Genomic DNA, 12,423 nt, shown 5'->3' with positions numbered 1-12,423 from the left:
GTTAATACGCCGCTTTGTTAACAAAGCCTTTGAATATCGTCAGAAAAACAATTTTGATATCGAACCACACGCTCCACTCGCGAATGTATTCGAGGTCAAACTCCACACGTTTCTCCATTTTTTCCAGCGTATCGGTTTCACCGCGCCAGCCGTTGATTTGCGCCCAGCCGGTAATACCCGGTTTCACCTTATGGCGTAACATGTATCCCTCAATCAGTTGGCGGTACTGTTCGTTATGCGCCACCGCATGCGGACGTGGTCCGACGATAGACATCCCTCCCGTCAGCACGTTAATAAACTGCGGCAGTTCATCAAGCGACGTCCGACGCAGGAAATTCCCCACAGGAGTAACGCGCGGATCGTTTTGCGTCGCCTGCGTCACCACCGCATCGTTTTCCATCACTTTCATTGAGCGAAACTTCCAGACTTTGATCGGCTTCCCATCCATGCCGTAACGGGTCTGGCGGAAAATCACCGGTCCTTTGGAGGTCAGTTTTACCAGTAGCGCTATGCCACATAGCACCGGGGAAATAAGCAGCAGGATCAGTGAAGCCAGCACGATATCTTCCGCGCGCTTTAACAGACGATTAATCCCCGAGAGTGGCGTGTCATACAGCGGCACCACCGGAATGCCGTTCATCTCTTCAATCCGTGAATGTAGAATGTTGAAGGTAAACACATCAGGAATAAGGATCACTGAACAGGTGGTATCGGCCAGCTCGCGCACCAATTTTTTGACGCTGGCACCATCGCTCATCGACATGGCGATATAAACGTTATGAATGCGTGAGGCTTTGGCGTCATCCACCAGTTGTTGCAGATTACCGGCCCAGTCGCGGGAGTTTTTTCCAGGGATAGGGTCGTGATAGACCCCCGCTACTTCAAACCCCAGCCACGGTTCATGGCGAAAACTGTCCAGCAGCATTTGTCCAGCTGGCAGGTCCCCTGCCACCGCCACCCGACGAGTGTTGTACCCGCGATTACGCAGCCATCCCGCACCGTAGCGAATAAACGAACGACTCAACACCAGGCCAACGCTGGATAGCAGATACCACTCCAGGCAGACGGCGAGACGGTTATCAAAATCGTTATTAAAGGCGATCAGACCTGCGCAAAAAATCAGGCTCAGCGTCCAGTTTTGCAGCAACAGCACCAGCTCAGTGGTCATTTTGACACCACGCCAGGAGCGATAAAAATCCGTTATGCCACCGAGCATCTGAAAAACGACCAGCGTGATCAGCGCCACCAGCAGGTGCATGTACAGGAAAGGCAAACCGCTTAATTCGCAGATTACCCACAACCCGCCAAACATGATGGTGATATCTGAAAAGCGTTGCACCATCGAAATTAACGACGCATTGGTTTTGGCGCGCTCGCGCTTCTTTAGATGTGTCATCGTGGTTCCTGTTAGTCACCCTTTGCCCAGAATCGGGCAAAGGAAGCACCAGCATTACTGATTCAGTAACGCCAGAAGAGTGCGCGTTCGCGCTTCCATCAACGGAATATCTCCGCGCGATTCCACGTTCAGGCGCACCACCGGTTCGGTATTGGAAGAGCGTAAATTGAAGCGCCAGTCGACAAACGACATGCTGATACCGTCCGTTCTGTCTACCGTCAGCGCCTCACGGGAAAAATGCTGCTCCACGCGCGCAATCGCTGCCGCCGGCTCTGCCAGCGTGCTGTTTATTTCACCACTCGCCGGATAGGCCACCATCCGGTCGCGGACCAGTTCGCCCAGCGACTGTCCTTTCAGACAAAGCAGTTCAGCCACCAGCAGCCACGGGATCATGCCGCTGTCACAGTAGGCAAAGTCACGGAAATAGTGATGCGCACTCATTTCACCGCCATAGACGGCATCTTCGTGGCGCATCCGCTCTTTGATAAACGCGTGCCCGGTTTTTGACATCACCGGTTTACCGCCTGCCGCCGTCACCACGTCCACTGTGTTCCAGGACAGACGCGGGTCGTGGATAATCTTCGCCCCCGGATTCTTCTCCAGAAACGCCTCCGCCAGCAGGCCGACAATGTAGTAACCCTCAATGAACTGACCTTTTTCATCGAACAGGAAGCAGCGGTCAAAATCACCGTCGAAGGCAATCCCCATATCCGCGCCATGTTCAATCACCGCGTTGCGCGTGTCAGCCCGACATTCCGGCAGCAGAGGATTGGGAATACCGTTGGGGAAGTTGCCATCCGGCGTATTGTGGATTTTGATAAACTCGACCGGCACGCCCAATGTTTTAAAACGGGCTTCAATGGCGTCAACCACCGGACCTGCCGCGCCGTTGCCGGAATTGAGCACCAGCTTCATCGGTTTCAAATTGGCGGGATTGATGTAACCCAGCAGGTGGTCAATGTAGGCATCACGGGTAGTAATACGCTGGTAGCGGCCACGTTTTGTCTCATCAACCGCCGGGAAGTCGTTGGCTTCCGCCAGGCGCTGTACGTCGCGCAGACCGGTATCACCGCTGATGGGCCGTGCCCCTTCCCGCACCAGCTTCATGCCGTTGTAATCCATCGGATTATGGCTGGCGGTCACTTCAATACCGCCGTCAATACCCAGGTGGAAGGTGGCGAAATAAATCTCTTCGGTACCCGACATGCCAATATCCAGCACATCCACCCCCGCATCCTGAAGTCCTTTCGCCAACGCCAGCTTTAGCGTCTTGCTGGTCAGGCGCACATCACCACCGAGGACAATCGTTTTTGGCTTCAGGAACTCACCGTAAGCTCGGCCAATACGCCACGCGATATCTTCATTCAGCTCTTCGCCCAGCCTGCCGCGAATATCGTAGGCTTTGAAACAGGTTAATTTCGTCATGATTTACCCTTCTTCAGGCAACAGGAGGCCCTGACTCTTAATGAGCCTTTTAATGAGTGTTAAATGCATTTCCCGGCGCGCTTCGCTTACCGGGCCTACGGTGTTGTAGGCCGGATAAGCGCGGCGCATCCTGCATCAGGCGCGCCCGTATCTGTCCGCAAACCGCACCACATCATCCTCATCGAGGTAAGATCCGGAGCGCACTTCAATCAGATCGAGCGGGATTTTCCCCGGGTTCTCCAGACAATGGGTCGCCCCCAGCGGAATATAGACAGACTCGTTTTCAGCGAGCAGTTTGATATCATCATTGATCGTCACTTTCGCGGTACCGGCCACCACCACCCAGTGTTCAGCCCGGTGATGATGCATCTGCACGGACAATCCCTCACCTGGTTTAACGGTAATTCGCTTCACCTGGTAACGGTCTCCGGCATCAATGGAGTCGTACTTGCCCCACGGACGGTAAACTTCACGGTGAATATGGTGTTCATGTCGTCCGTCAGCTTTAATTTGCTCCACCACTTTTTTGACGTCCTGCACCGCGTTGCGATCGGCGATCAGCACCGCATCTTTGGTCTGCACCACCACCAGATCCTTCACCCCGACGGTCGTCACCAGGCCAGATTCGGCATACACGTAGCTGTTCTCCGTTTTGTGGCTAATGACGTCGCCATGATGCACATTGCCTTCGGCGGTATGGGCGCTGATTTCCCACAGCGATGACCAGGAGCCAACATCGCTCCAGCCTGCGTTCATGGGCATTACCACCGCATCGGCCGTACGTTCCATTACCGCATAGTCCACAGACTCTTCCGGACAGTCGAGAAACGCCTGTTCATCAACGCGGATAAAATCGAGATCGGGGTCAACCGCACTCATGGCATTCTCACAGGCCTGAAGAATGTCGGGGCGATATTTTTTCAGTTCTTCCAGATAACGTCCGGCGCGGAACAAGAACATGCCGCTGTTCCAGTAGTAATCGCCGTTCGCCACATAAGCCTGCGCGGTTTCCAGATTGGGCTTTTCAACAAACTGCGCTACTTCGAACGCCACGGCGTCGGTATTCGTTGGCGAAACCTCGCCACGGCGGATATAGCCATAGCCCGTTTCCGGCTGGTCCGGCACGATACCAAACGTCACCAGCTTACCCGCACTGGCATAGGGCATTGCATTGCGAACCGCCTCGCGAAAAGCCTCTTCGTCGGCAATCATGTGATCGGCCGCCAATACCAGCAGCAGCGGATCGTCCCCCGGACACTGACGTTTTGCCGCCAGTGCGGCCAGCGCTATCGCCGGTGCCGTGTTACGACCGGCGGGTTCGAGAATAATGTTCTCAGTCAGCTTGTGCAGTTGCCGTAGCTGTTCCGCGACGATGAAACGGTGTTGTTCATTACAGATAACCACCGGGCTTTCACACTCCACGCCGTTCAGACGACAGATCGTTGTCTGCAGCATGGTGAGATCACCTTTCAGGCACAGGAACTGCTTTGGATACAATACGCGGGACAGAGGCCATAAACGGCTACCCGAGCCACCGGCCATCACTACCGGAAAGAGTTTGCTTTGACTCATCATTAACCCCGAATATCAGCAATAAATTGGCTAAGCACGTTATCTTTATCCAGCGTGCGTTCGGCATAGTCACGTGCCACCGTATTGACTTTTGGCATCCTCAACGCTTGTTGGATACCGCAAACCAGCGCGTTTACCGATTCCGGCTCCACGCATACTGCGATGCCTGGAACAATGTTACAGAGCTGCCCCAGCTCGGTTTCCGGCTCGGCGGTAATCACCGCGTTACCACCAACGGCGAGGATATTGGTCAGTTTGGAGGGCAGTACAGCATCCGCCGCACCGCGCTTTTGTACCACCAGATGACAGTCCGCCATCTTGAGCAGCGCAGGCAGCGCGTCATAAGATTGCAGCGGAAAGAACATCACATTGTTCAGGCCGCGTTCGCTGGCCATACTCTCCAGCCGCGCTTTACCCCCGCCCTGCCCGACAATCACAAACAGCCAGGGCCGCTCGCTCAACAGGGCCGCTGCGTCGATCACACTCTCCAGCCCTTGCTTTTCACCGATATTGCCCGAGTAGAGAATGATTTTTTTTTCATCAGGCAAGCCCAGCTGCTGGCGCAACGCCAGAGCATCAGCGGCGTCCACATCGCGAAAACGCGCTACTTCTGACCAGTTCGGAAAGAAAATAACCTTCTGTGCATCAACGCCCTTTTCCTGTGCTTTGTTCATCATTGAGCGAGAAATGGTCGAAATATGATCCATATTCAACAGCCCACTGCGCTCAAAGGCGCTGGCCAGTTTTGCCACCATACCGCGCTTGCCTTTGCCCGCCATGCCAAGTCCCAACATGGCATCAACTTCGTAATCCTGAATATGCAGCAGCGTGCGCGCCCCGGACAGCTTCGCCAGCAGGCGCATTCCCGGCGTACAAAACAGCGTCGGCACTACCCCAATGATGCGATCCGGCTTCCAGCGGCGTTGCGCCAGCAGTGGGAAGAAACTGCTCAGGGCGAAACTGCCTAAATGCAGTAGACGCTTGAGCGTGGAGGGCTGCTCAGGCACATACAGCGGGCAACGCCAGACGATGGCATCGCCCTCTTCACGACGGTAGCGCCAGGATGAATAGCGACCGTTGACTTTCCACTGCGGATAATAAGGCGGCGCGGTGATCACCCGTACGTCATGCCCCTGTTGCGCCATCCACTCCACCATTTCACCGGTGTATTTACCGATACCGGTCAACTCCGGCGAATAGTTGATGCCATACACAAGGATCTTCATAGCCCGGGTGCTCCGGCCTGACTCTTCTCACAGAAGTAAGCCCGGCTGTTGTCGTGCACGTGGTCACTGGCCAGAATCTCTTCAATTGCCAGCCAGCGGTACGCGTCATGTTGAACGTCAGGCAGTTGCAGGTCGTTTTCCGACACCCGCAGACGAAATCCCAGCACGATGTAATGCGTTGAGAAATCTTTCCCGGAAAAGTTGTCGTCATAGAAGTGCTGCCAGACACCGTAAAACTGCGCAACGGACAGCGGTAAACGTAACCCCAGCTCAGCTTCAGTAAGCCGCTCAAAGGCCGCGTGCAGCGGTTCATCTTTTTGCACCCGACCGCCAGGCACAAACCAGTACCCCTGCGCAGGACGATTGAGGCGCTTGCCAAGCAGAAATTCACCGTGGGCGTTTTCCACGATCAAATCGATGGAAATCAGCGGAGTTGAACGTACAACGGTGGCAAAATCCTCATGACGTAAAAACATGCTTACCCCCGGTAACGCTGCTGGTTTTCAAGGAACCACTGATATGTACTGGCAAGCCCCGCTTGCAGAGATATCTCGTGATACCAGCCCAACTGATGCAGACGCGTAACGTCGAGCAATTTGCGCGGCGTGCCGTCCGGTTTGCTGGCGTCAAACACCACGCGCCCCTTGTAGCCCACGACCTCCGCAATAGTCTGCGCCAGTTCACGGATGGTGCAGTCCAGGCCGGTCCCCACGTTGATATGCGACAGCATCGGCTGGGTATATTCCTGCAACACTTCCTGAGCCAACTCCATCACGTGGATACTGGCCGCCGCCATATCGTCGACATGCAGAAATTCACGCATTGGCGTCCCGCTGCCCCATACCACCACATCCGGAGCATTTTGCCCGCGAGCTTCATGAAAGCGGCGCAGCAGCGCCGGGATCACATGCGACTTACTCGGATGAAAGTTGTCATGCGGCCCATACAGATTGGTCGGCATCACCGAGCGATAATCACGGCCATACTGTCGGTTATACGATTCACACAGCTTGATCCCGGCAATTTTGGCAATCGCATACGGCTCATTGGTCGGTTCAAGTGTCCCCTGCAACAGTTCACTCTCGGCGATTGGCTGGGTAGCTTGCTTGGGATAAATACAGGATGACCCGAGAAACAACAGTTTATTCACGTTATGCAGATGTGCAGCATGAATAATGTTGCTCTCAATCATCATATTTTCATAAATAAAATCAGCAGGATAAGTATTGTTTGCCACAATCCCTCCTACTTTTGCCGCCGCCAGATAAACCTGGTCAATACGTTCAGCGGCAAAAAACGCCTGCACCGCACTGGCGTCCAGCAGATTAAGCTGGTCGCGGGTACGCAGCACCAGCTCCACATTATTTCGCTGCGACAATTGTCTGACGATGGCGGACCCCACCATCCCGCGATGGCCCGCCACAAAAATACGTTGTGTCTTCATCCTCAGTACTCCAGCGCGATGGCGACCTCGTAACCGTGCGACTTAAGCAGGGAATGTTTCTTCGCCGCATCAAGATCGTTAGCAACCATTTCCGAGATCATCTGGCGCAGCGTGATTTCCGGTTTCCAGCCCAGTTTTTCATGTGCTTTGGCCGGATCGCCCAGCAGCGTTTCCACCTCAGCCGGACGGAAGTAGCGCGGGTCAACGGCAATCATGACATCGCCTGGCTTCACGCCCGGCGCATCATGTCCGGTCACGGAAACCACGATGCCTTTTTCATTCACGCCCTCACCTTCAAAGCGCAATTTAATCCCCAACTGAGCTGCCGCCATTTCTACAAACTGGCGCACGGAATACTGCACGCCGGTGGCAATCACGAAATCTTCCGGCTTATCCTGCTGCAGCATCATCCATTGCATCCTGACGTAATCTTTGGCATGCCCCCAGTCGCGCAGTGAATCCATGTTGCCCAGGTACAGGCAAGACTCCAGCCCCTGAGCGATGTTGGCGATCGCCCGGGTAATTTTGCGAGTGACAAAGGTTTCGCCGCGGCGCGGAGACTCGTGGTTAAACAGAATGCCGTTACAGGCATACATCCCGTAAGACTCACGGTAGTTGACGGTTATCCAGTAGGCGTACAGCTTAGCAACGGCATACGGTGAACGCGGATAGAACGGCGTGCTCTCTTTCTGCGGGATTTCCTGAACCAGACCGTACAGCTCAGAGGTAGACGCCTGATAAAAACGGGTCTTTTTTTCCAGACCAAGGAAGCGGATCGCCTCCAGCAAGCGCAAGGTGCCGATCGCATCAACATCTGCGGTGTATTCCGGTGAATCAAACGACACCGCAACGTGGCTCATGGCACCCAGGTTATAGACTTCATCCGGTTGGACTTCCTGTAAAATACGGGTCAGATTGGAGGAGTCCGTCAAATCGCCATAGTGCAGATGAAATTTGGGATTGCCTGAATGCGGATCCTGGTAGATGTGGTCCACACGTTCGGTGTTGAATGATGAAGCGCGACGCTTAATACCGTGTACTTCGTACCCTTTTTCCAGCAGGAGTTCTGCCAGGTAAGAACCATCCTGCCCGGTTACGCCAGTAATGAGAGCGACTTTTGACATGTTATAACCTCTTCAGTGATCCCCTCAGGGAGTAACTTTCTCGACGCGTTCGCGCGTGACTACTGCGGGATTTCCCCGACAAATGACATTTGCTGGCAGCGATTTAAATACGCTGCTTCGTGCTCCGACGACGGTGCCATCGCCAATCGTCACGCCAGGCGCGACAAAGACATCTGTCGCCAGCCAGCATTTATCGCCAACCACTATCGGTGTGGCGTTAATATCAAAATGTTGGCTGGCATAATCATGACTCCCGGTGCATAAATAACTTTTTTGCGAAATAACTGCGTGGGCCCCAATCGTAATATCACCTAACGTATATAAAACCGCGTCATCACCCACCCAGGCATAATCTCCCAGAGTTAGTTTCCACGGATAAGTAATTTTTACTGAAGGCCGAATGACTACGTTTTTTCCTATTTTTGCGCCAAACATCCGTAATAAAAATGCACGCCAGCGATACATGACCTGTGGAGACCAGCGAAATAATGTTGCTTGCACCGCCCACCATAATTGCACTTTAATAGCGCCGCCGCCGCGAAAACCTCCAGGCACTTTAAATCCGCTTAAGTCTTGCATACTGTGCCCTTACGTTTTTCCATATAAGGTTTTTGTTTTATCGGTTGTGCGCAGACGCAAATACCCTGACAATCCGGTCCAAAAACCTGGCATGTGTAATATCTGGCGCTGTACTTTTTTGGCATCCCGGCACAATTCCAGATTATTCGTCGTTGACACTCCGCCCATAGAAAATTCCGACACCAGCCCGCGCAGCTTTTTAAAAGCGTAACCGGACTTGTATAATTTGGCTGCCAACGCGTAATCTGACGATATTTTATATTGCAAATCATAATGCCAGACATTCAGTCCTGAGAGCGGAAAAAATATTGCCTGATGGCTGGCGGGCAGGCTGTGATAAATATACCAACCCGGTTTTGCCCGACGCTTAATTTTGTTGCCATTGCCGAAATCCAGCAACGCATCGCCAATGACCATAGTTTGGTCACTCTGCATTTTTAGCTGGCGGATAAAACAAGCCGCATTCGCATGCAGAATATCCCCGGAGTTGAGGAACAGTGCAAACCGCCCGCGCGCCATGGCGATGCCTTTGTTCATCGCATCATAGATGCCGTTATCCGGCTCGCTGACAAACCGTAACCGGTGTTCTCCACTGAGTCCTTCAAGAAACGCCGACGTACCATCCGAGGAGCCGCCATCAACAACAATCCACTCAAAACTGATATCACCCGCTTGCGCCAGATGTGCCAGCGACGCGTGAGTTTTGACGATCCCTTCCAGATTGCGAAAGGCGACGGTAATGATACTGAGCAGCATGTGAGTTACCTCGCGATATTCAGCGCCTTGCGCAAAATAAACGGACACACAATTAAAAATGCGTATTCCGGACTAAATACTGAACCTGTAAAAAACAGTGACAATGGTGTAAAAAGATAAAGCTGCACCCGATAATTCTGATTATCGCCAAACGCATTGATCATCATTTTCATGACCTTCCCCATGTACCATAGGGTTAATATCACCGCGAACCATGAAAAATAAATAATCAGCAGATACAAGCCATTGTCTATTGTTTTACCGACATCTGCACCGTTAAAAATTCCGAATGACGCGACGTATTCATAAAGTGAGCCAAATCTCACTACGCCATCAACGTTCAGTAACGAATAACCGACCATCACTAATGGTCCTACGATACGATAATACGATGACGAACCTTCAGTTCCTAAATCACCAAGCCGCGTTGCGATGTACGGAAAAGCAAATATCACACCAACTAAAAACACGCTTAATGAGATTATCGCCAGAGGTAGCTTCTTTTTTATCGCATCCTTATTTAGGTACTGAAACGCCCATTCCAGGAGGTAAAACAAAATAAACGTCATTACTCCTGAAAACGATCCCGATAATATTATCCCTACCAGAATCATAGCATCGGACTTAGGTGTTTTGATACCAAACTGTTTGATACTGAGCCAAATTGAGATTAACGCCAGAGCGAAGAATGCCGGTTCGAAATAGAGCGCGGTGGTTCGTTTCCCACCAAACTTAATAAAGTTCAGAACATAGCTGTTACTGTAAATAAGATATTTCGAAATAACTTCCATTAAACTGCTGCCGCCGCTGAGAATTATCTGTGCCATTTCAGCTGCAGCTAACCCCACCACCAGTCCCACGACCAGCCAGAAAAAGCGCAAGATTTTAATGTAGTTATGCGGTGAAATGGTTTTGAAGCGAATACTCCATACCATGCCAATAATCACCACGGTATAGATAAACAACATGGCGGACGTCACGTACTTGCTGGCATCCAGTGACTGACCGAACAGATAGTTAAATGCCGTCAGTCCGCCCCCTACGCCCAGCGCGATCATTAATTTTTTGATATTGATGCGCTCGATAAACAGCAACAGCAGAACGGGTAAAAAGGTGACGATAGTTATCGGGAAGCTCTCGCCAAGCTGGGCGAGTTTGACGTTTACTAGCAGATAAAGCAGCGGTAGCACCAGATAGCTACAGATTCTGATAGAACGAGACATATTCCTCCAGCATCTGTTGTCCACTGTATGCCAACTGGCTGCGCTGGCTAAATGCGGCAAGCGACGTGTCAAATACCGCCTGCGCAATGTCTGATTTTTTCAGCTGCACTAGTTGCAACACTTCAGCTTCGCTGAACGTTTTTCCACCTGATTTAGCCAGCACTTCCTGCGCGGCATCGCTGTGCGTGGCTATTACCGGTACGCCGATGGACAGCGCTTCGCACAGAATCAGCGGGTAGTTATCGACACGGGAGCTGAACACCAGTCCATCCATCTGATTAAGCGCACTCATCAACGTGCGCTTATCGCTCTCAAAACCGTGATTGATGACGTTATCTCCCGCAAATGGCGAAAATTTGCCGAAGGTATGCAACTCAATTTTGTCTCCGAGCGCGGTAATAGCTCGCACCAGTTGCTGACTGGTTTTGCCGTCATAGCGCAGGTCATGAGCCACCACGGCAATTTTCGGCCGACCGCTCTCCTCAGGCATCGCGGGTAGTTCGGCAAGAATGGTTTCAGTTGCCACATCAATGCCATTATTGATAATGCGGCAGCGTCCCGCGCCATACAGGCTGTTGAAGGCGTCGGCCACATGCTGACTGGGCGAGATAAACTGGCAACCCAGCGCCAGCATCGCACGAAACATCTGCCGCTTAACGGGCAACTGTTGATGGGCTTTATCGATTTTTACCGGCGGATAGTTGCTCAGCGTTGGGCATTGCAGACAGCCCGTTTTCCAGCCTTCGCAGCCATCGGTAAAGGCACAGCGCCCGGTCACACTCCAGTGATCGTGCAGCGTCCAGACGAAGGTGATATCCGGTTTATGCGCTTTCACTTTTTGGCAAAAGGAGACTACCTCTTCCAGGTTCAACCAGTAGCTGTGCAACACATGAAAATGCAGTACCAGCGGGCCGTTAGTGCGGGTAACCGTACGATATAGCTTGTCGAGATTGCCGAACATGTCGCGGTTCGCGAAACGAAACAGCGCAATGTTCGCCGCCGACGTCAGGCGCGGCGTATATTTGATAACCTGCGGGTATTTCGCATGGCTGGCGCTTTTTTTACCGCCTTTGCCATAGCCATAGACAAAACGCGACGACAGCCCTTTTTCCAGCGACCTCAGATGCAAATCTAACGCCACGCCTGCCGCCCCACCTTCTGCGAGTCGCACATTAAATTGTAATATCTTCATTTTATTACCTTCACCCGTGCCTTCTCGCCCACGACCAGCGCATTGTCCGGAACGCTATCCACCACGACGCTCCCGGCACCAATCGTCACGTTATCGCCAATAGCAACGTCGCCAAGCAGAGTGACATTGGCCCCCAGCTCAACGCTGTTACCGATTACCGGGCAGGACAAATCGTTGGTGCCAAGATTGCCGATGGTGACGCCGTGACGTAGGGTAAAATCATCCCCCACAACCACGTGTTTATTGATAACCACCCCATAGCCATGATGGATGGTGAAACGACGACCGATTGATGCAGCAGCCTGAATTTCATAGCCAAACAGGCATTCGGTGATAAGGCGGTACATCACCAGTATCGGAGCGGCCCACAGGTTGTTTAAGATGTTTTTTTTACGCCAGACGGAGCAAAAATGGGCAATCCGATAGGCCACCACCATGCAGCAGGGGCGCAGACTCCAGCCGTTCACGCGTAAATCTTCCAGCATA

General features: G+C 52.5%; 12 protein-coding genes. All 12 read right to left on the bottom strand.

Annotated features, from left to right (window positions below; genetic code table 11):
• Window position 1: 1 nt before the first annotated feature.
• Window positions 2-1,396, bottom strand: coding sequence for an undecaprenyl-phosphate glucose phosphotransferase (gene wcaJ, locus SK33_RS09040; protein ID WP_048218091.1), 1,395 nt, complete (start codon window positions 1,394-1,396; stop codon window positions 2-4).
• 54 nt (window positions 1,397-1,450) lie between these two features.
• A complete protein-coding gene (cpsG, locus tag SK33_RS09035; protein ID WP_048218094.1) occupies window positions 1,451-2,821 on the bottom strand; it encodes a colanic acid biosynthesis phosphomannomutase CpsG in 1,371 nt (456 codons plus the stop codon).
• Window positions 2,822-2,956: 135 nt separating this feature from the next.
• Entirely contained in the window at window positions 2,957-4,393 is a 1,437-nt protein-coding gene (gene cpsB, locus SK33_RS09030) for a mannose-1-phosphate guanyltransferase (protein ID WP_048218096.1), read from the bottom strand.
• Window positions 4,394-4,395: 2 nt separating this feature from the next.
• Window positions 4,396-5,619, bottom strand: a complete 1,224-nt coding sequence (wcaI, locus tag SK33_RS09025; protein WP_003036742.1) for a colanic acid biosynthesis fucosyltransferase WcaI — start codon at window positions 5,617-5,619, stop codon at window positions 4,396-4,398.
• Window positions 5,616-6,095, bottom strand: a complete 480-nt coding sequence (locus tag SK33_RS09020) for a GDP-mannose mannosyl hydrolase (protein WP_003036744.1) — start codon at window positions 6,093-6,095, stop codon at window positions 5,616-5,618. The genes wcaI and SK33_RS09020 overlap by 4 nt, the downstream gene beginning before the upstream one ends.
• 2 nt (window positions 6,096-6,097) lie before the next feature.
• Window positions 6,098-7,063: a GDP-L-fucose synthase gene (fcl, locus tag SK33_RS09015; protein WP_048218098.1), complete on the bottom strand. Its 966-nt coding sequence runs from the start codon at window positions 7,061-7,063 to the stop codon at window positions 6,098-6,100.
• 2 nt (window positions 7,064-7,065) lie between these two features.
• A complete protein-coding gene (gmd, locus tag SK33_RS09010) occupies window positions 7,066-8,187 on the bottom strand; it encodes a GDP-mannose 4,6-dehydratase (protein ID WP_003036748.1) in 1,122 nt (373 codons plus the stop codon).
• 24 nt (window positions 8,188-8,211) lie between these two features.
• Window positions 8,212-8,766: a colanic acid biosynthesis acetyltransferase WcaF gene (wcaF, locus tag SK33_RS09005; protein WP_003036750.1), complete on the bottom strand. Its 555-nt coding sequence runs from the start codon at window positions 8,764-8,766 to the stop codon at window positions 8,212-8,214.
• 9 nt (window positions 8,767-8,775) lie between these two features.
• A complete protein-coding gene (wcaE, locus tag SK33_RS09000) occupies window positions 8,776-9,522 on the bottom strand; it encodes a colanic acid biosynthesis glycosyltransferase WcaE (protein WP_048218101.1) in 747 nt (248 codons plus the stop codon).
• A gap of 5 nt (window positions 9,523-9,527) precedes the next feature.
• On the bottom strand, window positions 9,528-10,745 hold the full coding sequence (gene wcaD / locus SK33_RS08995; protein ID WP_048218104.1) for a colanic acid polymerase WcaD: 1,218 nt from the start codon (window positions 10,743-10,745) through the stop codon (window positions 9,528-9,530).
• Entirely contained in the window at window positions 10,720-11,937 is a 1,218-nt protein-coding gene (wcaC, locus tag SK33_RS08990) for a colanic acid biosynthesis glycosyltransferase WcaC (RefSeq protein WP_003036756.1), read from the bottom strand. Before wcaC ends, wcaD begins: the two co-directional genes overlap by 26 nt.
• Window positions 11,934-12,422, bottom strand: coding sequence for a colanic acid biosynthesis acetyltransferase WcaB (gene wcaB, locus SK33_RS08985; RefSeq protein ID WP_003036758.1), 489 nt, complete (start codon window positions 12,420-12,422; stop codon window positions 11,934-11,936). Before wcaB ends, wcaC begins: the two co-directional genes overlap by 4 nt.
• Window position 12,423: the final 1 nt, after the last annotated feature.

This window comes from Citrobacter sp. MGH103 (assembly GCF_001034475.2).
In the GTDB taxonomy this organism is placed as follows: Bacteria; Pseudomonadota; Gammaproteobacteria; order Enterobacterales; family Enterobacteriaceae; genus Citrobacter; species Citrobacter freundii.
Note: the sequence above shows the minus strand (reverse complement) of the source record. Positions and strands in the feature narration are given on the sequence as shown.